The organism is Nocardia niigatensis NBRC 100131 (assembly GCF_000308655.1).
In the GTDB taxonomy this organism is placed as follows: domain Bacteria; phylum Actinomycetota; class Actinomycetes; order Mycobacteriales; family Mycobacteriaceae; genus Nocardia; species Nocardia niigatensis.
The window spans coordinates 23,663-48,408 of record NZ_BAGC01000056.1 but is presented as its reverse complement, the minus strand read 5'-3'; the positions used below and the strand labels follow the sequence as shown (position 1 = coordinate 48,408).

Annotated in this window: 23 protein-coding genes; 8 read left to right on the top strand and 15 right to left on the bottom strand. The window is 69.6% G+C overall.

The genetic code is table 11. From position 1 onward, the window contains the following. The first annotated feature begins 35 nt into the window (after positions 1-35). Positions 36-935, top strand: coding sequence for a quinone oxidoreductase family protein (locus ON33_RS27210; RefSeq protein WP_040861949.1), 900 nt, complete (start codon positions 36-38; stop codon positions 933-935). Between the two features lie 21 nt (positions 936-956). Here ON33_RS27210 and ON33_RS27205 read toward each other — a convergent pair whose 3' ends face one another. Next, positions 957-1,421 (bottom strand): MarR family winged helix-turn-helix transcriptional regulator, encoded by a 465-nt coding sequence (locus ON33_RS27205; RefSeq protein WP_040861948.1) that lies wholly within the window; start codon positions 1,419-1,421, stop codon positions 957-959. A 220-nt stretch (positions 1,422-1,641) separates the two neighbouring features. Between ON33_RS27205 and ON33_RS27200 the strand changes: the two genes are divergently transcribed. Beyond that, entirely contained in the window at positions 1,642-3,024 is a 1,383-nt protein-coding gene (locus ON33_RS27200) for an AMP-binding protein (RefSeq protein WP_040861947.1), read from the top strand. A 49-nt stretch (positions 3,025-3,073) separates the two neighbouring features. On the opposite strand, the gene ON33_RS27195 is transcribed toward ON33_RS27200, so the two are convergent. Continuing rightward, positions 3,074-3,835, bottom strand: a complete 762-nt coding sequence (locus ON33_RS27195) for an SDR family oxidoreductase (protein ID WP_040861946.1) — start codon at positions 3,833-3,835, stop codon at positions 3,074-3,076. A 434-nt stretch (positions 3,836-4,269) separates the two neighbouring features. Next, positions 4,270-5,853: a serine/threonine-protein kinase gene (locus tag ON33_RS27190; protein ID WP_051152883.1), complete on the bottom strand. Its 1,584-nt coding sequence runs from the start codon at positions 5,851-5,853 to the stop codon at positions 4,270-4,272. Between the two features lie 445 nt (positions 5,854-6,298). Here ON33_RS27190 and ON33_RS27185 point away from each other — a divergent pair, with 445 nt between their 5' ends. Continuing rightward, entirely contained in the window at positions 6,299-7,141 is an 843-nt protein-coding gene (locus tag ON33_RS27185) for a helix-turn-helix transcriptional regulator (protein ID WP_040861945.1), read from the top strand. Between the two features lie 15 nt (positions 7,142-7,156). Here ON33_RS27185 and ON33_RS27180 read toward each other — a convergent pair whose 3' ends face one another. The 6 genes from ON33_RS27180 to ON33_RS27160 form a co-directional block, all read right to left on the bottom strand. Next, complete coding sequence (locus ON33_RS27180; protein WP_040861944.1) at positions 7,157-8,146, bottom strand: cation diffusion facilitator family transporter; 990 nt, start codon at positions 8,144-8,146, stop codon at positions 7,157-7,159. Positions 8,147-8,256: 110 nt separating this feature from the next. After that, a complete protein-coding gene (locus ON33_RS41695) occupies positions 8,257-8,433 on the bottom strand; it encodes a hypothetical protein (RefSeq protein ID WP_157184754.1) in 177 nt (58 codons plus the stop codon). Positions 8,434-8,793: 360 nt separating this feature from the next. After that, positions 8,794-9,450, bottom strand: a complete 657-nt coding sequence (locus tag ON33_RS27175) for a hypothetical protein (RefSeq protein ID WP_040861943.1) — start codon at positions 9,448-9,450, stop codon at positions 8,794-8,796. A gap of 172 nt (positions 9,451-9,622) precedes the next feature. Beyond that, positions 9,623-9,925 (bottom strand): 4-oxalocrotonate tautomerase DmpI, encoded by a 303-nt coding sequence (dmpI, locus tag ON33_RS44705; RefSeq protein WP_505792359.1) that lies wholly within the window; start codon positions 9,923-9,925, stop codon positions 9,623-9,625. Between the two features lie 49 nt (positions 9,926-9,974). Further along, positions 9,975-10,859, bottom strand: a complete 885-nt coding sequence (locus ON33_RS27165; RefSeq protein ID WP_040861942.1) for a LysR family transcriptional regulator — start codon at positions 10,857-10,859, stop codon at positions 9,975-9,977. Between the two features lie 32 nt (positions 10,860-10,891). Then, positions 10,892-11,803: a dienelactone hydrolase family protein gene (locus ON33_RS27160; RefSeq protein ID WP_040861941.1), complete on the bottom strand. Its 912-nt coding sequence runs from the start codon at positions 11,801-11,803 to the stop codon at positions 10,892-10,894. Between the two features lie 247 nt (positions 11,804-12,050). Here ON33_RS27160 and ON33_RS27155 point away from each other — a divergent pair, with 247 nt between their 5' ends. Continuing rightward, positions 12,051-12,647 carry a hypothetical protein gene (locus tag ON33_RS27155; protein ID WP_245550739.1) on the top strand — a complete coding sequence of 199 codons (597 nt, stop codon included), beginning with the start codon at positions 12,051-12,053 and terminating at the stop codon, positions 12,645-12,647. A 51-nt stretch (positions 12,648-12,698) separates the two neighbouring features. On the opposite strand, the gene ON33_RS27150 is transcribed toward ON33_RS27155, so the two are convergent. The 3 genes from ON33_RS27150 to ON33_RS27140 form a co-directional block, all read right to left on the bottom strand. Beyond that, the gene (locus tag ON33_RS27150; RefSeq protein WP_051152881.1) at positions 12,699-14,189 is read right to left on the bottom strand and encodes a flavin-containing monooxygenase; all 1,491 of its coding nucleotides are present in this window, start codon (positions 14,187-14,189) and stop codon (positions 12,699-12,701) included. Next, a complete protein-coding gene (locus ON33_RS27145) occupies positions 14,182-15,252 on the bottom strand; it encodes an FO synthase (protein WP_218001521.1) in 1,071 nt (356 codons plus the stop codon). Before ON33_RS27145 ends, ON33_RS27150 begins: the two co-directional genes overlap by 8 nt. A 67-nt stretch (positions 15,253-15,319) precedes the next feature. After that, a complete protein-coding gene (locus tag ON33_RS27140; RefSeq protein ID WP_040861940.1) occupies positions 15,320-16,051 on the bottom strand; it encodes a hypothetical protein in 732 nt (243 codons plus the stop codon). A 109-nt stretch (positions 16,052-16,160) separates the two neighbouring features. Between ON33_RS27140 and ON33_RS27135 the strand changes: the two genes are divergently transcribed. Then, complete coding sequence (locus ON33_RS27135) at positions 16,161-16,778, top strand: TetR/AcrR family transcriptional regulator (protein ID WP_040861939.1); 618 nt, start codon at positions 16,161-16,163, stop codon at positions 16,776-16,778. Between the two features lie 7 nt (positions 16,779-16,785). On the opposite strand, the gene ON33_RS27130 is transcribed toward ON33_RS27135, so the two are convergent. After that, on the bottom strand, positions 16,786-17,421 hold the full coding sequence (locus ON33_RS27130; RefSeq protein ID WP_040861938.1) for a DUF4097 family beta strand repeat-containing protein: 636 nt from the start codon (positions 17,419-17,421) through the stop codon (positions 16,786-16,788). Positions 17,422-17,559: 138 nt separating this feature from the next. Here ON33_RS27130 and ON33_RS27125 point away from each other — a divergent pair, with 138 nt between their 5' ends. Then, positions 17,560-20,736 (top strand): BTAD domain-containing putative transcriptional regulator, encoded by a 3,177-nt coding sequence (locus ON33_RS27125; protein WP_040861976.1) that lies wholly within the window; start codon positions 17,560-17,562, stop codon positions 20,734-20,736. On the opposite strand, the gene ON33_RS27120 is transcribed toward ON33_RS27125, so the two are convergent. Together ON33_RS27120 and ON33_RS27115 are read right to left on the bottom strand one after the other, a co-directional pair. Then, positions 20,720-21,517, bottom strand: coding sequence for an ABC transporter permease (locus ON33_RS27120; protein WP_083869334.1), 798 nt, complete (start codon positions 21,515-21,517; stop codon positions 20,720-20,722). The genes ON33_RS27125 and ON33_RS27120 overlap by 17 nt on opposite strands. Next, positions 21,514-22,458: a daunorubicin resistance protein DrrA family ABC transporter ATP-binding protein gene (locus ON33_RS27115; RefSeq protein ID WP_040861937.1), complete on the bottom strand. Its 945-nt coding sequence runs from the start codon at positions 22,456-22,458 to the stop codon at positions 21,514-21,516. Before ON33_RS27115 ends, ON33_RS27120 begins: the two co-directional genes overlap by 4 nt. Positions 22,459-22,836: 378 nt before the next feature. On the opposite strand from ON33_RS27115, the gene ON33_RS27110 reads away from it, so the two are divergent. After that, positions 22,837-23,061 carry a hypothetical protein gene (locus ON33_RS27110; protein WP_157184753.1) on the top strand — a complete coding sequence of 75 codons (225 nt, stop codon included), beginning with the start codon at positions 22,837-22,839 and terminating at the stop codon, positions 23,059-23,061. A 118-nt stretch (positions 23,062-23,179) separates the two neighbouring features. Then, positions 23,180-24,733, top strand: a complete 1,554-nt coding sequence (locus ON33_RS27105; RefSeq protein ID WP_040861935.1) for an acyl-CoA carboxylase subunit beta — start codon at positions 23,180-23,182, stop codon at positions 24,731-24,733. Positions 24,734-24,746: the final 13 nt, after the last annotated feature.

Below are 24,746 nucleotides of genomic sequence, written 5' to 3'. Positions count from 1 at the left end.
CGGCACACGCCGGGGCTCACCGAAAGGCATTGCCAATGCGCAAGATTCAGTTCGCCGGCCGCAGTCCCGTCCTCGTGGCCGCCCCCGAACTCGTGCCCGGCCCGGGGCAGCTGCTGGTGCGCGCCGAGCTGGCGGGCGTCCACCTCGGGCTGGTGCGGATGCTGCAGCGGGACAACGGCCCCGACGGCGGTGAGATCGTCGGCACCGTGGTGGCGGCCGGAGCGGACCTCGCCGGATGGGTGGGCAAGCGGGTCGGCGGCGTTGTCTTCGAGGGCGCTTACGCCGAATATGTCCTAGCCGCACCCCAATTGATGGCCGAGATTCCCGCCGACGTGGCGGCTGCCGACGCGCTGGCCCTGGTCCGCGGTGGCCTCATCGCGCTGGGCCTGCTGCGGACCGCGCGGTTCGTCGCGGGGGAGTCGGTCATGGTCACGGGTGCGGCGAGCGGGGTCGGGCACCTGGCGGTGCAGCTGGCACGAACCCTGGGGGCGACCCGGGTGATCGCGGCCGCCGGCAGCGCGGAAAAGGCCGAATTCCTGCGTTGCTGCGGCGCGGACGAGGTCGTCACCTACGCGGACGCCTGGACCGAACGCGTGGACATCGTCCTCGACGGCGTCGGTGGCGGGCTGGCTCAGCGCTGCGTGGACATTCTCGGCCCGCGGGGACGCCTGATCGCCTTCAGCGCCTTCGGCGGCGCCATCGACGCGGGCAGTTTGCTCGGTGAGCTGAAGACCGTCAGCGGCTTCTCGATGGGCCTGCTCAGCCGGACCCGGGCCGACCTGCTGGAAGCCTGGCGAGCGGAGCTGTGGAACCTGCTGGCGTGCGGGCGAATTCGCCCGCGTCACACCGTGCTGCCGCTCGACGACATGCAGGCCGCGCTGGCGCTCGTCGAGACCCGCCGCAATCTGGGGCGGGTCGTGGTGCGGACCGCGTGATCGGGGTCGGTGTGCGCTCGGTCAGGGGCGCGGCCAGGGTCGGCCGTCGAGGCGTTCGATATCGGTGTTGAAGCGTTCGAGGTAGCTCGCGAAGGCGGCCACCTCGTCGGGGGACCAGTCCACCATGACCCGGTCGAGGCCGCCGGTATTGGCCTGGCGCTCGGCCTCCAAGGCCTGCTCGCCCGCGTCGGTGATGCGGAACTTCCGCGCGATGCCGCCGACGGGGTCGGGGATGCGGTCGACGAGTCCGCCGCGCAGCAGGGCGGCGGTCTGGCGGTTGACCGTCGAGGTATCGAGGCCGAAGGCCTCGGTGAGCTCGCCGATGGACATGGGTCCCTCGACGCTGAGGCGGCTGAGCAGCACGTAGGCGCTGCGGTCCAGGCGGCTGCCGTCACGGCGGTAGCGGGCGGCGATGGTGTACCGGCCGAGCAGCATGGTCTCGAATTCCACGCGGGCCGTGGGTTTTCCGTCCGCGGGCTGGTCCATGCCGTCCTTTCGTCGCAGGCTGCGAAATCTGTCTATCACACCCGCCTGATCATTCGTCCATGTACGGCGCGAGTCGAATAGCGTCAAACTTGCTGCTCCGGTACGGTACTGTCCGCATTCGGAGCACGAAACCGCCGCGCTCCGGCGCAATCCGCAGGTCTCGACTTCGGGAGGGACAATGCTCGCCGATTCTCCGGATGTTTGCGATACCGCAACAACGTTGGCCAGTGACTCCACTGACTCGCCCTACGACTGGCCACGGCAGCTACGGCGGTGGAACGACACCAGTACGGCCGTCGCGCTGACGCTACCCCAGCTGCTCACCCGGGCCGCCGCCTACGATCCGGAGGCCGCGGCCGTGGTCTCCGGATCGGTCACCCTCACCTACCGCGAGCTCGCCGAGCAGTCGAACGCCTTGGCGCGCAGCCTGATCGAGGCGGGTCTCGGCCCCGAGGACGTGGTGGCGGTGGCGCTGCCGCGTTCGCCGGAATGGGTGGTGGCGGTGTGCGCGGTGGCGCACGCCGGGGCCGCCTTCCTGGCGGTCGACCCCGACGCGCCGATCACCAGAATCGCGCCGATCATCACGGATTCCGCTGCGGCCGCAGGGATTACGTTCGCGCACCGGCGGGACCTGGTGCCCGGCTCGGTCGCCGGACCCTGGCTGTTCATCGACCCGATCGGGCCGTCGGACCGGCCGGGCGCGAGCGGCGGCGCCGCGCCCGGCGAGGCGGGGCCGGCGCCGATCACCGACGCCGAGCGCGTGCGGCCACTGCGGCTGCAGCATCCGGCCTATGTGGTCTACCCGCAGGAGTCGAGCGGCATCGTGCGTGGCGCGACCGTCACCCACGCCGGGCTCGCCCATCTGGTGGTGACCCAGGCGCAACGCTGTGATTCCGATCCGGACGCGCGGGTGCTGGCCGCCGCCGCGCCGGGCCGCGACGCCGCGGTGTGGGAACTGTTGCTGGCCTTGGCATCCGGGGCCACCCTGGTGCTCGCCCCGCCCGGACCCTACGCGGGCGCGGACCTGTACGAGCTCATGCTGGACGCCCGGGTCACGCACGCCGTGCTGACCCCGCACGTCCTGTCCACCCTGCCCGGCGCGGAACCGCTGCCGCAGCTGCGCCTGCTCGCCACCGCGGGTGCGCCCTGCCCGGCCAAGCTGACCGGAATCTGGTCGGCCGGAAGGTCGTTCGTGAGCGGTTACGGCTGGGCGGAGGCGGGCCTGTCCGCCACCGTGAGCCGCCCGCTGAGCCCGGTCGCGCCGCATGCGGCGGTGTCCATCGGCGGGCCGGTGGTCGGGGCCCGCTGCTATGTGCTCGACGAGTTCATGAATCCGCTGCCGCCGGGTGTGGTCGGCGAAATCTATGTCGCCGGTGCGGGATTGGCGCGCGGCTACCATCACCGCCCGGGGCTCACGGGGACGCGGTTGATCGCCGACCCGTACGGGGGACCCGGCGACCGGATGTACCGGACCGGGGAGCTGGGCTGCTGGCGCGGCGACGGTGAACTGGACCATCACGGCCGGCTCGGGGCGCTGCCGATCGGGCAGCTGGTCGGCTACGGCACCGCCACCGTGCTGAACATGACGGGCGCGCTGTCCTGACGGAAGTTGTTGCCGCCCAGCCGATTTCGCCGGGCGGCAACCGGCCCGCTCAGACCTGGCGGGTCGGCGGCACGACCACCTGGCGCAGGTTCACGTGCGCCGGGCGGCTGGTGGTGTAGGCGATCAGGTCGGCGACGTCGTCCGCGCGCAGCGACTCCATGACCTCGAACATGCCGTCCAGCTGGCCGCTGAGCTCGGCATTGTCGATGTGGCTGCCCAGTTCGGTGTCGGTGAGGCCGGGCTCGATATTGGTGACGCGCACCTTGCGCGCGCCGAGCTCGGTGCGCAGCGCCGCCGACAGCTGGGTGATGGCCGCCTGGGTGGCCCCGTACACCGCATAACCGGGGAAGGCCACGTGCGCGCCGATGGAGGAGATGTTCACCAGATCGGCGGTGCGGCCTGCGTCGGCGGCGGCCAGCAGGTCCGGCAGGAAGGAGCGGATCATGCGCAGCCGCCCGGCCACATTGGTCTCCAGCATGCGGGTCCACTCGTCCTCGCGGCCGTCGGTGATCGGGTTGGGCAGCATGACGCCCGCCGAGTTCACCACCAGGTCGACCGGGCCCAACGCGGCGCGCACCGCATCCGCCGCGGCGGTCACGCTCGCCGAGTCGGTGACGTCCACCGGCACCGCCAGCGCGGTCCCGCCCTCGGCCTCGATCTTGGCGGCCAGGGTGCCCAGCCGGTCCGCGCGCCGGGCCAGCAACGCCACCCGGGCCCCATTGCGGGCCAACAGGAGTGCGGTGGCCTCGCCCATGCCGCTGGCGGCTCCGGCGATGACGGCGGTGCGCCCGGCCAGATTCTCGTAGCTCATCTCGAATGCTCCTTCGCTTTCCGCGTGTGCGTTCATCCTGCGAGCGCGGGCCGCCGGCAACGAGGGTTGCGGTTTTCCTGGGTCTGCCGGTACCAGGATGCGTTCGTACGCATGGGTCCCAGGCACAACGATCTCGGCGATTTCCTGCGCTCGCGCCGCTCCCGCATCCAGCCCGTGGACGCGGGGCTGCGCGACTACGGCCGCTGCCGGGTACCCGGCCTGCGCCGCGAGGAGGTGGCGCAGCTGGCCGGGGTGACATATCGGTTACGCACTCCTTGGACTTGCGCCGAGACGGGTGAACCCGACCTTCGCCATTGGTTCTATGCCGGACCGGGACGGTCTCGAGCAGCGAAAGACCTTACACGCCAGCAGAATTGGATCAGTTCGCAACACTCGGAAACGCTGGATCGGGCCGTGCTTACGAGCTGCGTCGGCTAGCGGATCGGCACTGTCACGCCGGGTGATGATGGCTCGCCGTGCAGGATCAGATGGCTCGGGGTGGCTTCTTTCCTATCGCCGTTCTTTCTGCCCGGATCGTCATTCTTGTTGCCTACTTTGTCGGGAAGTTCGAAGGCCAGAGGAATCGTGGTAGTGGTGCCGGGAGCGAGCTGGTGGAACTCGCCGTTGTACGGGTGAAGCCTCGCTGTGGCGGTTGCATCGGGGGCTACCGAGCGGCCGTCGACGGTGATCAGGCGCTGAGCGGCGACGGTGAACAGTTGCTGACGTCCGGATATGTTCGTGACCGTCAGTGTCACGATGGTGTAGGAGCGGTTTGCGTTCGCCGGGGCGGTGATAAGCACTCCGGAAGCCACATCGCTCACGGTGAAGGCGAAACCGCCGTCGTACACCGTGTGCGCCGGGTCTGCGGGCTGACCGCCGATCGTGGACGGCAGCGGACCGGACGCTGTTGTCGCCGAGGCAGAGGGCTGCGCCGGGATGACCGCACCTGGGCCCGACCCGGTATCGAGGCCGCTGGTCGACAGCCACAGAATCACCGCAGCGATGAGTGCAATCCCGGCCGCCGCCGATATCCATCTGAGTCCCAAAGGATTTCGTCGTTGATCGGAATGTGCGGCAGGGGCCGGTGAGGATGCGCGGGACTCGTGGCGAGTCGCCGCCGGGCCGGTGGCAGTTGTGACGCGGGTCGGCGGGCTGGGGCCGGGGGCTGCCGAGTCCAGGATCGGTGGGGGCGGTCGCGCCGGTGCAGGCAGGTTCAGGGCGGCTCGCGCGGCAGCGGCGAATTCTCCCGCGCTCGCGTAGCGATTGTCCGGGTTCTTGGCCATGCCGCGGGCGATGACATCGTCGAGCGCGGTCGGGACAGCAGGGGCAGCCTGCGAGGCGCGCGGTGGTTCGGACATCAAATGCGCGTGCATCTGCTGTGCCGGGTTGCCGCTGAAGGGCGGATGCCGGGTGAGGGTTTCGTAGAGTACACAGGCCAGCGAATAGATATCGGAGCGCGCGTCGAGCGTGCCGGTGAACCGCTCCGGTGCCATATATTCCAGCGTGCCCACGACCAGACCGGTGGCTGTGAGTGCGGTGCTGTCGGCGGCGCGGGCGATACCGAAGTCGATCAGGTACACGAAACCTGTGGTGTGCTCGAGGATATTGCCCGGCTTGACATCCCGATGGATAAGTCCCGCCGCGTGTGCGGCATCCAGCGCCTCGGCCGCCTGGGCGATGACCTCCACAGCCCGAGCCGGAGCCATGGTGCCCGACCGCAGGCGCGCGGCCAGGTCGATGCCTTCGATGTAGGCCATCTCCAGGAACAGGTGCCCGTCGATTTCACCGAAGGCGCGAATGGGCACGATATGCGGGTGGTGCAGCTGGGCCCCCAGCCGAGCCTCTCGCTCGAAGCGGCGCCGATAGCCCTGATCTGCCGAGTTCGCGGCAGACAACACCTTCACGGCGACGGTGCTGCCGGTACGGTCGCGCGCCAGCCATACCTCGCCCATGCCGCCACTTCCCAGCAAGCGTTCGAGACGATAGGTCCCGAACGAGCCGCCGTGCTGCCCGGACATGCTCTGACCGTACCCCCGGAACAGACCGCTGCACGACCGCGACGGCACCGGGTGTACACGACGCCCGCTACCGGATGCCCTATCTCAGCGATGGCCCTGGGGAACCTTGACACGTGGAATCTGAGCATGGATATGAAACGGGTTGTCGACGCCTACGGTGGCTACGACATGACCCGGTGGCCGGGTTATCCGATACTTGCCGATATCCAGGAGCTCCGATGGGTCGGTTTCGCGCTCGGCCGATCGGATACGTGGCAAGCAGCCGCGGTAGAAGCCGAGCACCGCATCGCGTGCCTCCGTGGACTGGTGCTGAAGCCCTGGACCTGGCGAGCACTCCGAGTCCCGGTGCGTCCTGCTGCGAGCGTGCGAGCGCGGCGCGGATGGCAACGCGGGTTGCGGTTTTCCTGGGTCTGCCGTACCAGGACGGGTTCGTACGCTGGACCCCATGCAGAACGATCTCGGCGACTTCCTGCGCTCGCGCCGCTCCCGCATCCAGCCCGCGGACGCGGGGCTGCGCGACTACGGCCGCCGCCGGGTCCCCGGCCTGCGCCGCGAGGAGGTGGCGCAATTGGCCGGGGTGAGCGTCGACTACTACATCCGCCTGGAACAGGGCCGCGGCAAACATGTTTCGGACGCGGTGCTGGACGCGGTCGCCCGCGCGTTGCGGCTCGATGATCAGGAACGACTGCACCTGTACGCGCTGGCCCGGCCGGGCGGCACGGTCGACGCGCATCCGACCACCGTGGCCGGCGTCTACCGCGACACTGTCCATCCCGGTGTGCGGCTGGTGCTCGACGCTCTCACCGCGCCCGCCTTCGTACTGGGCCGGCTGATGGACGTACTGGCCTGGAATGCCCTGGGCGACTTGGTATCCGGATTCTCCCGCAGCCCGGCCGCGGAGCGGAACCAGGCGCGCTACCTGTTCCTCGATCCGGCCGCGCCGGGCTTCTACCCGGACTGGGAGGAGGTGGCGGGTGAGACCGTCGCATTCCTGCGCCGCGATACGGGACTGCACCCCGATGACCCGCGGACGGCCGCGCTGGTCGAGGAGCTGTCCGCCCGCAGCGCGGTCTTCCGGCGGCTGTGGGCCGCGCATCCGATCAAGGAGAAGACGCGCGGGGTCAAGCTGATTCAGCACGCGGAGGTGGGCCGGCTCGACCTCGGCTACGAAACCCTCACGCTGCCGGGCGACCCCGATCAGCTGCTGGTCGTGTACACCGCGGCACCCGGGTCACCGGCCGCGGCGGCGCTGGCCCGGCTCGCCGGGCTGCATCCCGTTCCTTCCTGACCGAGCGGCCGGATCTCAGTTCGTGGCAATGGATTTGCGGTGCACCGGGCCGTGCGCGTCCTGGCAGTGCGGGATGTGGTCGTGCTCGGTGTCGGGGCATTCCTCATGGTCGGTGTAGTCGACCTGGAGCACGCTGTGGTCGATGTGGTGCTTGTCGGCCAGCATGCCGGCGACGGCCGCGCGCACCGCCTGGCTGTCCGTGCCGGGCGCGACCAGGATGTGCGCCGACAGCGACGGGGTGCCGGAGGTGATCTCCCAGACGTGCAGGTCGTGCACCTCGATGACGCAGTCGACTTCGGCCATCTCCCGGCCGATCTCGACCGGGTCGAGGTAGGCGGGCGCGGCCTCGAGGAAGATGCGGCCGGAGGCCCGGACCAGGCCGAGGCCGGCCTTCACCATGAGGACCACCACGATCAGGGTGGCGATGCCGTCGGCGCGGTCGAAGCCGGTGAGCATGATGATCAGACCGGCGACCGCGGTGGCGATGAAGGCGAACAGGTCGTTGAGGATGTGCTGGTAGGCGCCCTCGACATTGAGACTGGTCCGGTTGGCGCGGCTGATCATCCAGCTGGCCAGCACGTTCACCACGATGCCCACCAGGGCGGTGACCAGCACCAGGCCACCGGCCACGTCGGGCGGATCGATGAGGCGGTGGATCGCCTCGTAGGTCAGCCAGGCCGCCAGGCCCAGCAGCGTCAGGCCGTTGGCCTGGGCGGAGAGGATCTCGGCGCGTTTCCAGCCGAAGGTCATGCGGCCCTCGGCGGGCCGGGCCGCCAGCCGGATGGCCCACAGTGCGAGCACGATCGAGGCCGCGTCGGTGAGCATGTGCGCGGCGTCGGAGAGCAGCGCCAGCGACCCGGCGATCAGGCCGACCACGACCTCGCCGAGCAGGAACACCACGATGACCGCGAGGGCGCCGGCCAGCCAGCGCTTGTCGCTGTCGGCGGTCGCGCCGTGCGAATGTCCGGCGTGATCGTGTCCGTGGGAATGCTCGTGCCCGCCCATAACCCTCCTTCGGTAGTGCCCGACGAACACCATATGCATGAATCGCTATGTATGCAATATTTGTGACACGTCCGATCCGGGCGAATTGCCCGGAGAAAGTTCCAGCCTGCTCATGACAGGTCGCGGAAGGTCATGAGAAACCCGGCGAACGCGATCACGAAGAGCGCGACGAACCCGGCCGCCCGTAGCCACAGCCAGGGCCAGTCCCGGACCCACAGTCCGGTGAGCATGACCCCGATCAGCATCAGCGCCCCGTAGAGCGGTGTCCGCTGCGGATGGCGACCCATAACTCCTGCATACGCTTCTTTCACAGATAGGGCATGCGCGGCACGCCGGATCCGCGAGCGCGATCAGCGCGAGAGCCGGGCCGGCCGGAGCGGGAGCCGGGCACGATCGCTGGATCGGGTCTCGGATGGTCGCCACGCCGCCGTGGCCGACACGCTGACGATTCACCTTCCGCGGCAGCGTCACTCGCTGTCCACACCTCAGGGAACCCCCGAAAAGCCTAGAATCACAAGGGTGGACGCAATCCTGACAACCATCGGCGTGGTCGTGGTGGTGGGCATCTCCGGCGCGGCCTACGCCGCGTTCCTGCTGCTACGCGGTCGTAAATAATTCGGGCGCAGCGGATTCCGTGCTGCCGCCGCTCAACTCTGTACCCGAGGCCAGGGGTAGAAGGCCAGGTGGATGAGCAGCACCACCAGGGCCGCCAGCAGGATCGCAGCGACCGGGTGGGCGCGGCGCTCCAGGTAGCCGATGGTGCGAAACAGGGTGGGGAAGGGGACATCCCGGCTGAAGAACATGGCCAGGATGCTCGGCACGATCACCCACATCAGGGCGATCAGTCCGTAGAGCACGTACGCGCCCAGATACGACTGCGGGTGCATGCCGCGATCGGTGGCGGCGAACAGGACGCCGAAGATGAAGGTACCCAACGCGGCCAGCAGGTATCCCGCGCCCAGCAGGGTGATCAGCGAATCCGGCTTGGTGACACGGCCGTTCACGGTGAGGGTGCGCCCGGCGACCGTCTGCGGCGCGGGTTCGGGCGGGATGGCCAGTTGCGGGACAGCGTAATACGCCAGCAGCACGATCACCGAGACGACGATGAGCCGCACGAACGAGTGCTCGGTCTCCAGATGCCCGATGGTGTTCGAGATGGTCGGCCAGCTCGCCAGTCCGAAGACCGACGCCAGCTCCGAGGTGGCGATCGCGAGTCCCGCGAGGCCCCACATGCAATAGCCCCAGAATTCCACCGAAAGTCCCGCCGCGGTCGGTACGGGTACGGTGCCGACATCCTCCGTCATGCTGCCGTTGTATCACTAAAATGGGGGTCTACCTGGGAACATGCATAGTCGATGCCAGGTTGTCACGGGTCCGACATCTAACGGTACCGGCGGGTCGGTTCGGGTGTGCCGCAGTCGGTTTCGGCGCTGCCACGGCCGATTCCGGCCGCCCGGCGACCCGCCGGCATACCGGCTACTTGCCGTCCGCGGTCAGGCGACCGGCGGTGCCCCAGCTGTCGGCGGGGGTCTCGTGGATCCACACCTGCACGGCCTCGGCCGGAATCTGGTAGGCGTCCACGAAGGCATCGGTGATGCGGCGGACCAGGTCCCGCTTCAGCTCGACGGTACGCGGACCCTGCTGCACGGTGACGATGGGCATGACTGTTCTCCTTCGCGAAAACTGCTGGGATACCGGCCATTTCGGAACTCCTGATTCCGATCTCCGATCCGTTCGGCGGCCTGTGAACAGTTCACCGGTAAACCGGCGCCCGACCAATGCGCAGGTCGTTCGCGCAGCGATAAGCGATTCTTATCGCCGTTTCGGCTCAGGCGCCCGCGAGCAGCGCGCCCAGCAGCCGCAGATTCGGCGACGCCGCGTCCGCCCGTACCGCCAGCGCGATGGGCAGGCTCATGCCCGCATCGGCGAAGGGGCGGAAGGCCACCCGCGAGTTGTGCACCTGCCGGGCATTCGACTCGTAGACCACCGTCCACATGGGCGAGCCCGCGCCGATGGCCGCCAGCGTGTCCTGCAGGGTGGTGGAGGTGGGCGCGGGCATCGGCTCGAATCCGGCACGCACACAGGCGGTCAGCACCAGATCCACCAGCGCCGGGTGGTTGCGCCGCTCGGTCAGCCGCAGCGGCACCGTGGCGAGATCGGCCAGCCGGATCGAATCCTGTTTCGCCAGTGTGTGTTTGGCGGGCAGCGCCACCACCAGCGGGTCGTCCCAGGCGGGCAGGAAGTCGAGTTCCGGGCTTTCACCGGGTTCCGGCGCGCGCACGAACGCGGCGTCCAGGCCGCCGTCCGCGACCCGGGCCAGCCGATCCCGCACCGGCAGCGCCACCAGTTCGACCTGCACCCGTGGCGCCTGTCCGGCGAAGGCGTCCAGGACCGCGTCGAGGCGTTCGCCCAGTCCGGTCACCGTGCCCAGCCGGAACACCTCCGCCCGGCCGGCGGCCAGGCCGGCCACGCTGGCCCGGGCCTGATCGGCCGCGGCCAGCACACTCCGCGCCGCGGGCAGGAACCGTGAACCGGCCTCGGTCAGCCGCACCCGCCGCGGTGACCGGTCCAGCAGCTCCACGCCCAGATCCCGCTCCAAGCGGCGCACCTGCTGGCTCACCGCGGGTTGCGCGATGTGCAATCGCTCCGCGGCCCGGCCGAAGTGCAACTCCTCGGCGACGGTGACGAAATACCGCAACTGACGCAATTCCACGTGCCCATGCAACCATCCGGCCCGCGGCGGTGTCAGGCCAGATAGCGGCCGTACCAATCGAGCACCCGCCGCCAGGCTTCGGCGGCGGCGGTGGGCTGGTAGCGGGGGCCGGCGTCGTTGAAGAAGGCGTGGTCGGCATTCTCGGCGACGAAGCTCTCGTGCGGGAGCCCCGCCTTGTCGAGGGCGGCTTCGGCGGCCGGGCGGGAGGCGTCGACCCGGCTGTCCAGGGCGCCGTAGACGGCCAGCACCGCGGCCTTGGAACCGGTGACCTCGCCGCCGTCGGGGAACGGGCCGTAGAAGGGGGTGGCCGCGGCGAGCTCGGGGGTGCCCGAGGTGAGCAGCAGCCAGGTCAGGCCGCCGCCGAAGCAGAAGCCGGTGGCGCCCAGCTTCTTTCCGGGCACCCGGCGCTGCAGTTCGGTGAGGCCCGCGCGCAGATCGGCGACGAAGCGGTCCTGCGGGATCTTGCCGAGCGCGGCGGTGGCGGCCGCCTGATCGGTGAAGGTGGCGGTGCCGCCCTCCTCGGAGAGCAGGTCCACCGCCAGCGCCGAATACCCGACGCCCGCGAATCGGCCTGTCACCGAACGGATGTGGTCGGTCAGGCCGCGGTTCTCGTGGATGACGAGCACGCCGCCCCTGGGCTGGGACGCCTCCGCCCACGCGGCCTGGAGGGTGCGGCCCTCGGGTCCGGCGAAGGTGATGGCGCTCGGCTGCAAGGCGGTCTCGGTGCCGGGCGGTGCGGCCGAGGCGGTCGTGGACGAGGCCGGGGCGGCAGTCGTGGGGGAGGACTGCTTCCCGGAATCGGCGCAGGCGGCCAGCAGCGCCACGGCCGCCGGCGTCCCCATTCCGAGTAGTCCCAGCCGCCGCAGCGCTTCCCGGCGGCTGAGCAGCCCTTCGGCGTGGTCGGTGGCGATTTCCTCTGCGATATAGCGCTGCAGCGGCGTCATACCCTCAGCCTAGGCCGACCGACGGGTCCGGTCTCGCGGGAAACGCTGTGGAAATGCTCGAGCCGCCGAGTGTTCATCCCGGTGCCGGAGCGATCACGGATATCGGGCACGATGGGTGCCGTCAAGCCCGTTCATCTGGGGCCATTGCGTTGACTAACGATCACCTCGTGGGTCGCGAATGTTCCTGTGGGCGTGTCGAACTACCCGTGGCGCCAAGCTCGTCCCTGCGATCGAAAGCGAAGTGGTCATGAGAGCGTTCCTCACCGCGGCCGCCGCCGTTCTGCTCGTCGGCGGCCTGGCCGCCTGTTCCCCCGACGGGACGCCCGCGAGCGCCCCGGGCACCACCCAGCCCGCCCAGGTCACGACCACCGCCGTGACGGCCCCGAACTCGGCGCCCGGGAGCGCCCCGGCCCAGGCGACGACGCTCCCCAATCGCGACGACGTGAACGTCGACGCCCGCGACTTCATGGAGCAGGGCCACTACTACTTCCAGTCGCCGAGCAAGAACATCATGTGCGGCATCTACGTGGACAACCTCCACACCGCCGGCTGCCAGCTGCGCAAGGCCACCGTCATCCCCGCGGGCCTCGACTGCGCCAATAATCCGGCACACTCGGTGGCCGCCGAGATCCGGGGCGCCACACCGCAATTCAGCTGCCTCAACCAGGGCGTGTTCGTCGGCCCGCCGCTCGACGGCTCGACCGAGGGCGGCGGCAAGGTGCTGGAGTACGGCCAGACCATCGGCGTGCGCGGCGTCATCTGCGAATCCATGACGTCGGGGGTGCGCTGCACGGTCGGCGACCACGGCTTCCTGCTCGCCGCGGATGCGCAGTCACTGTTCTAGCGGCGGGCCCTTCCCGCCGTCAGACGGCCGCCCGATCCTGAGCGGCCGGGTTCACCGGTAGGCGGAGATGTCGAAGGCGCCGTTGCTCTGGCGGAACGAGACCGCGGAGTCCGGCCAGAGCAGAGTGACGCGACCGGTCTGTTCGTCGCGGTACCAGCTCGTGCAGCGGCCCTGCGTCCACACCGTGTCGCGGGCGCGTTCCTCGATGTCGCGCATGGACGAGCGGACCGCCTCGGCGGTGACCTCCAGGACGGTGTCCGCGCTGGAGGCGAGATGGTCCAGCGCGCTGAGCACGTAATCGATCTGGGTCTCGATCACGTAGATCGCCGAGTTGTGGCCGAGCGCCGCGTTCGGGCCGTCCAGCACATACATATTGGGGAAGCCGTCCACCGTGGTCGAGGCGTGCGCGACCATCCCGTTGCTCCAGCGCTCGGACAGCAGCGACGTGCGGCCCCGGATGTGCTTGGCGATCGAGGGCCGGGTGGCATTGAAACCGGTGGCGAAGACCAGGATCTCGAGGTCGTGCGTGTGCCCGCTCGCGGCGATGGCAAGCCCGTCGTCGATGCGGGTCAGCTCGGTCGGCTCCAGACGCACGGTGTCCAGCTGCAGGGCCGCGTAGTAGTCGTCGGAGAAAAGGATTCGCTTGCAGCCGATTTCGTAGTCCGGGGTGAGCTGCTGCCGGAGCCGAGGATCGCGGACCTGGGCCGCCAGATGGTCGGCGGCGCGCTGATGCAGCAGATCGATCTCCGGGTGGCGGCGTCGCCGGGCCGCGATACTGAGCTCCGCCTCGGCGAAGAGTTCGTCGCGCAGCTCGGTGATGGTCCGCGGATCGGCGGCGAAACTCGACAGCTCGTCGGGGGTGTAGAAGCGGTCCCCGCGCGGCAGGACATAGGGGGCCGAACGCTGGAAGACCACGACCTCGCTGGCCTCGCCCGCGAGCCGCGGCAGGATCTGGACCGCGGACGCGCCGGTGCCCACCAGGCCGACCCGCTTGCCGACCAGGGACACCTTCGGATTCCAGCGCGCCGAATGCCAGTGGCGGCCACCGAAATTCGCCAGATTCGCGACCGGTGGGATCTTGGGTTCGGTCAGCCGGCCGGTGGCGATGATCAGCGTGGCGGCCGTGAAGTCGCCGCGGGAGGTCCGGATGAACCAGCGCGCCTCGGCTTCGACCCACTTCGCCTGTTCCAGCGCGCAATTCAGGCGCAGATACGGTTCCAGCTCCTCCTGCTGGACGCATGACCGCAGGTAGGCGTGGATCTCCGCGCCCTCGGCGAACACCCGCGACCAGCGTGGATTCGGCCGGAACGAAAAGGAATACAGGTGGGCCGGGATATCGCAGGCCACGCCCGGATATCGATTGTCGCGCCAGGTGCCGCCCACATCGTCGGCCTGCTCGATGATGACGAAGGAGTCCCGGCCGCGGCGGGCCAGCTGGATGCCCATGCCGATACCGGCGAAACCGGCGCCGACGATCAGGACGTCCACGTGCTCGGGGCTCGAATGTCCGTCGGCGGCGGTCGGATTCGTGGCCTCAGGCATCGCCGTACCTGGTGGTCCGCTGACGCAGGGAGCGGCCCAGTCCGGCCGCGGTCCCGGCCACCTCGGCGACGGTGAGACTCAACCCGGCCTCGGGACCGGACTCCGGCGCAAGCCGGCCGTCGAGCAGCAGACCGCCCAGATCGTTCGCGCCGCCGCGCAGCAGCGTGACCGCCAGCGCGAGCCCCAGCCGAGGCCACGCGGCCTGAATATTGTCGATGCGCCCGTGCAGGAGCAGCCGCGCGACGGCGTGCACGGCCCGCGTCTGCCGCCGGAGTGCTTCGGGCACAGCGGGATCGAGGAAGTCCGACGCCGTCGTCACCGGAACCATGGGCATGGCGATGAATTCGGTGAAGCCGCCGGTGCGGTCCTGGATATCGGCGAGCAGGCGCAGGTGGGCCACCTGCTGCGCGGGGGTCTCGAGATGCCCGTAGACCATGGTCGAGGTGGAGGTCAGGCCGGCGCGGTGCGCGGTCTCGATCACCTCCACCCAGCGCTGTACGGGTAGGTCGGGGCTGCCCTTCAACCGTGCGCGCACCTCGTCGTCGAGGATGCGCGCGCCGGTGCCGGGCACCGATCCGAGCCCGGACTCCTTGGCCCGCATCAGGAATTCGTCCAGCGGCAGGGCGCTGCGCGCGGCCGCGTCGATCAGTTCCTCCGGGCGAAAGGCGTGCAGGTGCAGGGGCGCGGTCTCGGTGATGGCGGAGATCAGGGCCGGATACTCGTCGTCGCTGTCGGCGGGCAGCGGGCCCTGCATGCAGATCTCGGTCGCGCCCAGTGCGTGTGCTTCGGTCACCAGCGCGCGCAGTCGCTCCCGGTTCGCGGTGCCGGAGACCACGGCGGTATCCAGATTCCGGTTCACGACGTAGGTCAGCGCATCACCGACGGCCCGTTGCCGCAGCGCGTCGGCCAGCCCGCACAGCTGCTCCAGTTCGTCGCCGTCCGCATGCAGCAGCGCGAGGTATCCCGCGTCCGGCAGGCCCGCCGGATTCCGTCCGGCTTCGGCGAGCCATTCCCGCACCCGGCCCGCATCGGACAAGCCAACCTCGGCGACACCACGATCCACGATCGCCACGATACCGCCGCGCCCGCGGGCGTCCCGGCCCGCTCGGCGCCGCGCGTGACTCGCTCGGTTACGCGGGCCGGAGCCGTCCGATCAGGGACGGGATCCTGGTGGTGGCGAGCAGGGCGCGGAAGGGCCAGCTGTCGTCGCGGGGCAGGATGCCGGCGCGCTGCGTGACATCGAAAGCGTCGTACAGGGTTTCGCCTTCTTGCATAAGTCCCTCGGCATTGAAGTGGTAGCGGTCGACCGCCGGGCACTGGATGAAGCGGCCGTCGCCGTGCAGAGCGGGGGCGGTGTGGTCGTAGGGGTACAGGCGCAGCGGGCCACTCCAGTGACCGCTGCCCACGTACCGGATGACGGTGCGCACGGTGCCCTCGGGGGTGACGTCGATGTAGACCTGGCCGGGGATCGGGTCGTAGCGCCAATCGGGGATGGCGTCGAAGAAGGCGAAGTTGTAGGTGACGAAGTCGTCGATGCCGACGATGGTGCGGCCGAAGGTGGTGACGTCGGTGTAGCGCACGTCGGGGGCGTAGAGCTCGTGGTTGTGGCTCATGTCGCGGGTGAGGAAGCTCCACCAGTACTTCTTGGCCCACACCATCAGCCAGGACAGGTCGAGACCGAGCCTGCCGTAGAACTCCAGCTTGCGGTCGAACTCCTCGAACCAGGCCTGGGTGCCGGCCCGGAGTTCGGATTCCTGCACCACGCGGATCGGCACGGCCCGATTGGCGTGCAGCACAGCGGGTACCGGGCCGGAGAGCCGATTGCGGAGCAGGGCTTGCTGGAACTCGTCTTCGTTGAACACGGGCGCACCTCTTCATCAACTGGAATCAGGTGATTCTTGTTGAATCGTATGATTCAAGTTCGAGGACGGGCTGTCAACACGTCCGGCCCCCTGATGCGACGATGAGGCCATGAACGCACCCAGGCTGTGGCGAGGACAGACGCTGCGGGACCGGTCCGTCGACCGTCGCGAGCAGCTGCTGGAGGTGGCGTTCGAACTGCTGGGCACGGCCGGTGCGGCGGCGGTCACCATGCGCGCGGTCACCCGGCTGGCGAATCTGAGCCCCCGCTACTTCTACGAAAGCTTCGACAGCCGTGAGCAATTGGTGACCACCGTCTACGACCGCGTCGACGACGAGCTGCGCTCCCGCATGCGGGACCTGCCCGCCGGCGCGAATCTGCCCGCCACGGTGCGCGCGGCCCTCGAGATCTGCGCCGACTACTTCGAGCAGGACCCGCGCCGCGCCCGGGTCCTGCTCCGCGAACCGCTCGCCGACGACGAGCTGCGCCGCCATTCCGCCCAGCGCGCCTCGGCTTTCGTCCGCGCCCTGGCCGCCGCGCTGGGCCCCGAAACCCAGGCCCTGCTGCCCGCCGACGAGCAGGCCCTCGCGGTCACGACGACCGCCCTGAGCGGCGCGCTGGTGGCGCTCTACCTGGACTGGATCGACGGTCGTCTGACCATTTCCCGAGCCGGGCTCGCCGACGCCGCGACGGGTGTCACGCTCGCCCTGGTCAACCTCGGCCACTGACCGCGGGTCAGGCGGCGGTGGTGTGGCCGATGGAGATGTTGCCGTAGGAGTTGCGGGCGTGGACCTCGACGATGTCCTGCGGCCGGGTGACGGGGTACAGCTGGTTCTGGATGGTGCCCTGCTGAGCGTTGGTCTCCAGGCGGGCCGCGCTGCCCGGGTTGATGCCGATCGACAGGTCGCCGGTGGCGGTTTCGACGTCGATCAGCCCGCGGGTGGCCTCGACGATGCGGATGTCGCCCTTCGCGACCTTGGCGGTGACCGAGCCGAGCGGGCGCTCGACGGTGATGTCACCGGCGGACACCTCGAGCTCGCAGAAACCGAGCGGGCCCGCGCCCAGCAGCCGGCCCATGCCCAGCGAGCCGGTCACCCGGGAGCCCGCGGGAACCTCGATGGTCACCTCGACGGACCCCTTGCCCGCGAGCGGGGAGAACTTCCGCCAGCCCGTCGGCGCCTGCACGGTCAGGGCGCCCGCGCTGAACTCGACCCGGATCTGCTCGGACGCGCGCACGTCCTCCTTCTTGGCGGCGTCGGCCGGGCGGATCTCGACGATGGTGTCGGTGCGGTCCGAGGCGATGACGGTGACGTTGCCGGCGGCCACCTCGAGGGCGACGGTGATGGCTTCGGGGGTCTGGAACGCGGTCATGGTGTTTCTCCTTCGAGGGTTCGTCTTGCTGACGAGAACCACTGTCGCGAGCACCGCTGATACCGAGCTGACGTCGCGCTGACACCCCCGCTGACACAGGTTCGGCCCGGGTGGACAGGGCACGGCACAATGGGCCGGGTGCAGATCGGGATGCTTGGACCGCTCGAAATCCGAGCAGACGACGGCGGATTGGTAGCGGTGCCGGGCGCGCGGCTGCGGGCGCTGTTGATCGCCCTCGCGCTGGAACCCGGCCGGGCGGTCTCGAAAGGGAAGCTGGTCGACTGGATTTGGGGTGAGGAGCCGCCGGCCGATGCGGCGAACGCCTTGCAGGCCTTGGTTTCCCGCTTGCGGCGGGTCCTGCCGGACGGGTCGATCGATGTGCAGGCGGGTGGGTACCGGCTGATGGTGGCGCCCGGTGACATCGACGCCGTGCGGTTCGAACAGCTCCTCGATCAGGCCCGTGGCGGCGACGACCTCCACCAGGCCGACCTGCTGCGCGAGGCTCTCGCTCTATGGCGCGGCGCGCCGATGCGGGACATCGGAGCGCAGGACAGCGCGGCCCTCGACGCGGTGATCACCCGGCTCGAGGGGCTGCATCTCGGCGCGCTCGAGGACCGGTACGACGCGGAGATCCGGCTCGGCCGGGGCGCGGACCTGGTCACCGAACTGAACGATCTGCTGGCCCAGCACCCGGTACGGGAACGGCTGGCCGCGTCGCTGATGCGCGCGCTGGCCGCCGCGGGCCGCGGCGCCGAGGCGCTGGTCGTGTACCAGCGGGTCCGGGAGGCCCTCGCCGACGAGTTGGGCGTGGATCCCTCGCCCGAGCTGTCCACGCTGCACGTCGCGCTGCTGCGCGGCGAGGTCGGTGGACGGGAGGACGATCGCCGCACCAACCTGCGGGCCGAGCTGACCCGGTTCGTCGGCAAGCAGGCCGATGTGGCCGCGGTGCGCAAACTCGTTGCGCGGCATCGCCTCACCACCCTGACCGGGCCGGGCGGTTCCGGAAAGACCAGGCTCGCCACCGAGACCGGGCGGGCCTTGCTCGGCGAGCTGCCGGACGGGGCCTGGCTGGTGGAGCTGGCCTCCGCCGGCGCGGGCGGCGACCTCGCGCAGGCGGCGCTGGCCGCGCTCGGGCTCCGGGACGCGCTGCTCGGCGGCGCGCCGAACGCGGAACCTGTGGACCGGCTCATCGCGGCGATCCGCGAGCGCGACATGCTGCTGATCCTGGACAACTGCGAGCATGTGATCGAGTCCTCGGCGGCGTTCGCGCACCGGCTGCTCGGGGAGTGTCAGCGGCTGCGCATCCTGGCCACCAGCCGCGAACCGCTCGGCATCACCGGTGAAGCACTGTGGCAGGTCGAGCCTTTGGCATTGCCCGCCGCGGACGCGGCGCCGGATGCGATCGAATCCTCACCGGCCGTGCAGCTTTTGCGCGACCGGGCCGGCGCGGTGCGCACGGACCTCACCGCCGACGCGGCGACGCTGGCGACCATGGCCCGCGTCTGCCGTGCGCTGGACGGGATCCCGCTCGCGATCGAACTGGCCGCGGCCCGCCTGCGGACCATGACCCTCGATCAGCTAGCCACCCGGCTCGATGATCGGTTCCGCCTGCTGACCGGCGGCAGCCGCACCGCGCAGCCGCAGCATCGGACGCTGCGTGCGGTCGTGGACTGGAGCTGGGAACTGCTCACCGACGCGGAACGCATGGTGCTGCGCAGGCTCGCGGTGTTCTCCGGCGGCGCGAGTCTGCAAGCGGCCGAACAGGTTTGCGCGGGAGTCGAGGCCGAGGATCAGGGGAGGGGGACGGCGATAGCGCAGTGGCAGGTGCTCGAGCTGCTCAGCGCGCTGACCGAGAAGTCGTTGCTGCGCACCGCGGGCGACGACGAACCGCGCTACCGCATGCTCGACACCATCAAGCAGTACGCCCGGGACCGGCTCGTGGAGGCGGGGGAGGCGGACGCCGCGCGCCGCGCGCACCTCGCGTACTTCACCGGACTGGCCGCGACCGCGGAACCGCATCTGCGCCGCGCCGAGCAATTGGAATGGCTGGCCGTCCTCGAACCCGAGCGCGACAATATCGCGGCCGCCATGCGCGGTGCGCTCGCCGCCGCCGACGCGACCGCCGCGATGCGGCTGGCCGCGGCCGCCGGCTGGTACTGGTGGCTGAGCGGGCACAAGGCCGAGGGCATGGAACTGGTCACCGCGGCCGCCGAGACCCCCGGCGAGGCCGACGCCGAGACCCGGGCCACGGTGTACGGGCTCGTCGTGCATTACGTGACCTCCGGCCCGAATGACGAACACCACGTGGAGGAATGGATCCACAAGGCGTTCCAGGCGGGCGGCGGTCGGACGGGTCCCGGCCGGACCGGTCATCCGACGCTGGCGTTCACGGTCGCGCTGGAACGCATGCTGCAGGGGCCGGACCAGTTCCTGCCCGCCTTCGAGGCGCTGCTCGACGACGACGATCCGTGGGTGCGGGCGCTGGCCCGGCTGCAACTGGGGAAGTTGCGGACCGTGCTCGGGCAGGGCGGGCCCGAGGCCGACGAGCAGCTGGAGCTGGCGCTGACGGAGTTCCGGGCCGTCGGTGAGCGCTGGGGCATCTCGTTCGCGCTGACCGAGCTCGCCGACAGTCTCGCCCTGCGTGGCGACTTCGCCGGTGCGGGTGAGTATTTCGAGCAGGCGATCGCGGTGGTCGCCGAGGTCGGCGCGATCGAGGACCTGGTCCGGATGCGGTCGCGGCAGGCGCAGCTGTACTGGTTGCAGGGTGACGCGGCGGCGAGCGCGGCCGCCATGGCCGAGGCGCAGCGGTACGCGGGTCAGACCGGCTGGCCGATCGCGCTGGCGGACCTGGCTCTGGCGCGGGCCGAACTTGCCCGCTGGAACGCCGATCCCGAAGAGTCGCACCGGCAGATCGAGCTGGCGAGGTCGCTGCTGGACGGTGAACGAGAGCAGCCGTTCATCAGTGCGGTGATCCACGACCAGTTGGGCTATCTGGTGGCGGGGCTCGACGAGGCCCGCGAACATCGGGCCGCGGCCTTCCGGGTGGCGTCCGCGGCGGGGCACGCGCCCCTGCTGGCCAAAGTGCTTGTCGGCCTTGCTGATCTGGCGTTGCGGGCGGAGCAGGACGAACAGGCGGTGCGGCTGCTCGCAGCCAGCACCGCGGTGCGCGGCGTGCCCGATCATTCGCATCCGGACGCGGCCCGGATCGAGCGGACGACGCGAAATCGCCTCGGTGACCAGAGGTTCACCGAGGCGACGGCGGAGGGGACGCGGGCGGGCTGGCATGAACTGGCCGAGATCACGCTCGCTTCGTGAAAGTGGCGCGGGACCACAGGTATCCGACGATCGCGAACCCGGCGCACCAGGCCAGCGCCGCGGCGGTGTAGCCGCCAGACGGGTGCCCGGTGAGGAACCCGCGCAGGGACTCGATGATCGGGGTGAAGGGCTGGTACTGCGCGAACTGCCGCACGCCCTGGCCCATCTGGGCGGCGGGGACGATCGCGCTGCTGACGAAGGGCAGCATGATCAGCGGCACCACGGACATGCCCGCCGATTCCGGCGTCTTGGCCGCCATGCCCAGCGCCACGGTCAGCCAGGACGCGCCGAACGAGGTGGCCAGGATGACGCCGATCGCGCCCAGCCAGTCCAGCGCGGTGGCCGGTGGCCGGAAGCCCAGGGCGAACGCCACTCCCAGCACGGCCACGATGGCGACCACATTGGTGAGCATGGTGGCGACCACGTGGCCGGTCAGCACCGCGCCGCGGGAGACGTCCATGACTTTGAACCGGTTGATGACGCCCTTGGCCATGTCCGAGCTGACCGCGACCGCGGTGCCGGACAGGCCGTAGCTGATGGCCAGCAGGATCATGCCGGGTGTCGCGTAGTCGATGTAGTGCTCGCCGACATGGAATGCGCTGCCGAACACGTACACGAAGATCAGCAGCATCACGACCGGCATCAGCGCGGCGTTGAAGATGGCGACGGGGTTGCGGGCGATGTGTGTGAAGTTGCGGCGCAACATGATCGCCGAATCGCCCAGCGCGGCGGCGAGGCCGCCGATCGCGGCGGTGCGGTCGGTGGAAACGAGGGTGCTCATTGTGCTTCGGCCTCCGTGGTGGCGTGCCCGGTCAGGGCGAGGAAAACGTCATCGAGATCAGGGGTGTGGATGGAGACCTCTTCGGCCTCGACCGAGTGGTCGGCGAGCCGATCCAGCAGGGCCCGCAGGGTTTTGGTGCCGCCGGTGCCGGGCACCTGCAGGGTCAGCGCCTCGCTGTCCACGGTCGCGGCGGGCAGGATCCGGGCGGCGGTCGCGAGTTCGGTGGCGTCGGTGAACCGCAGCTCGAGGTAGCTGCCCGGGACGCGGCGCTTGAGGTCGTCGGGTGCGCCCTCGGCGACGATGCGGCCCCCGTCGAGCACCGCGATGCGGTCGGCCAGCTGATCGGCCTCCTCGAGGTACTGGGTGGTGAGGAAGATGGTGACGCCGTCGGAGGTCAGCTCCCGCACGATCTCCCACATGGTGCGCCGGCTGCGCGGATCCAGTCCGGTGGTCGGCTCGTCCAGGAAGACGATGTCCGGCTTGGTGACCAGGGTCATCGCCAGATCGAGCTTGCGGCGCATGCCGCCGGAGTAGGTGGCCGCCTGCTTGCGAGCCGACTCGGTGAGATCGAATCGCTCCAGCAGCCCGTCGACCACCTGCTTGCGTTCCCCGCCGCGCAGCCGATGCAGGTCGGCCATCAGCTGCAGGTTCTCCTCACCGGTCAGCAGATCGTCCACCGCCGCGAACTGACCGGTCACCCCGATCGACGCCCGCACCGCCTTGGTCTCGGTGGCGATGTCGAATCCGGCGACCCGCGCCGTCCCGCCGTCCGCCTTCAACAGTGTGGTCAGCACGTTCACCGTCGTCGTCTTGCCCGCCCCGTTCGGCCCGAGCAGCGAGAAGATGGTTCCCGCACCGATATTCAGATCGATACCGTCGAGGATCGTCTTGTTCCCGTAAGCCTTCCGCAGCCCCGAGGCCGTGATCGCTGTGCTGTTCATGCCGGCTACTGTCGCGACCCGCCCTGACACGCCCCTGACATCGACCTGATACGGCCTCTGACATGGCGCCGTGCCTGGTCACAGCCCCTCCTGGCGGACCGTTACCTATTCGGCCCCAGGTGTGATCGCCCCTGGCGTGCCGGATGATCGTGACGTTGAATCTGATCGGTGCAGCGTAGGTTCGGATCAAGATGGGATCCGGCGCTGCGCCAGGGATTTTGTTCCGTACCCGCGGGAGTGCCCGGATGTTCAGCTCGGTCAGGCTGGTCAGCACACCGGGATTGCGTCCCTGGCGGCCCCCAACTGTCGGGGCTGTCGGTGACCGCGGATCGGGTTCGATACTGGCTTCCGCTGAGATCGAGAACGATGGAGCCGCAGATGAATTCGAAGAAGACCCTCGCCGCATTCGCTGTCTCCGCGGCGCTCCTCGCACCCGCCGTCGTGCTGACCGTCCCAGCTCGGGCCGAGGCGCCGGCCCAGGCCCTGCCGGTGGACACCACCGGCACCGGCTCCTCCAGCGGGTCCTACTCCGCTGCCAACTATCTGGTCTGCATCCTCTTTCACACCAGCCTCAATGGCTCCGTGGGCATCCCGTTCTGCTGACCGCGGCGGCCCCTAGGACTGTGATTCATCACGTTTATCTGCTTCAGTGACCCGTACCGTCTCGGGACTGCTTACCGTCGCGGGGCACAAATGTTTGTTCGGGAAGGTGGCAACAAGCGTGATCGGTACGCGGGCGAAGCTCGATGAACTGGCCAAGATCCTGGAGATCGCCGCGGAACCGGCGGGCGAGGCCGGCATCGCCAAGCGGGCGGCGAAAGGCATTCCGAGCGTTCGGCAGCGGGTGGACATGCTGCTCGACCGCGGGACGTTCATCGAAACCGGCGCGCTGGCTCGCCAGCCCGGCCAATCGGATGCGCTCTACGGTGACGGACTGGTCACCGGCCGCGGGCTGATCGGGGGGCGGCCGGTGGTGGTGATCTCCCACGATCAGACCGTGTACGGCGGGTCGGTCGGGGTGACGTCCGCCCAGAAGTTCATGCGGGCACTGAAATTCGCGTTCGACAACGCGTGCCCGGTGGTGACGATCAACGATTCGGGCGGCGCGCGGATCCAGGACGCGGTGGGTTCGATCGCCTCGTTCGGCGATATCTCCCGGGTGCTGGAGAAGCTGTCCGGCTATGTCCCGCAGGTGTCGATCATTCTCGGCAAATGCGCCGCGGGCTCGGTGTACGGGCCGATCAATACCGACGTGCTCATCGGCACCAAGGATTCCTACATGTTCGTCACCGGGCCGGAGGTGATCAAGGCCGTCAACGGCGAGGATGTCACCGCCGAGGAACTCGGCGGCGCGAAGGTACAGGCCGAGCGCGGCACCCTGCATCACGTGGCCGAGACCGAGCAGGAGGCCTACGACTGGGCCCGCAACTACCTCAGCTTCATGCCGACCAGCTGCCTCGAGCAGCCGCCGATCGTGAATCCCGGCCTGGAACCGGAGATCACGGCCAGTGATCGGGAACTCGACACGATCATCCCGGATTCCGATCGCGCCGGTTACGACATGCACGAGATCCTGCTGCGCATCTTCGACGACGGCGAGTTCCACGAGATCCGCGCGGCGTTCGCCCCGAACCTGATCACCGGCTTCGCCCGTGTCGACGGCCTCCCGGTCGGCGTGATCGCCAATCAGCCACTGGTGCTGGGCGGTTCCATCGATGCCGCGTGCTCGGACAAGTCGACCTACTTCATCCGGCTCTGCGACGCGTTCAACATCCCGCTCGTGTTCATCGCCGACACTCCCGGCGTACTGCCGGGTCTCGCGGAGGAGGCCAATGGCGTCATCATCCGCGGCGGCCGGGTCCCGCGCGCCATCATCGAGGCGACCGTGCCGATCATCAACCTGGTGGTGCGCAAGTCCTACGGCGGCGCCTACGGCATGATGGCCGCCCGGCAGGTCGGCGCGGACGTCAGCTTCGCCTGGCCCACCGCCCGCATCGCGGTGATCGGCGCCGAAAGCGCGGTCGACCTGCTCGGCAAGCGCCAGCTGGCCGCACTGTCGGAGGAACACCGCGCCGCGGCCCGCGAATTCATGATCAACCAATACAACGAGACGGTCGCCACCCCCTGGGTAGCCGCCGAACGCGGCTACATCGACGCCGTCATCGAACCCTCCCGCACCCGCCTGGAAATCCGCCGGGCCCTACGCCTCCTCCGCGACAAGAAGCCGATCAAGCCGGAGTTCAACCCCCGCAAACACCCGATCTACCCGATGTGACCAGTCGAAGCGA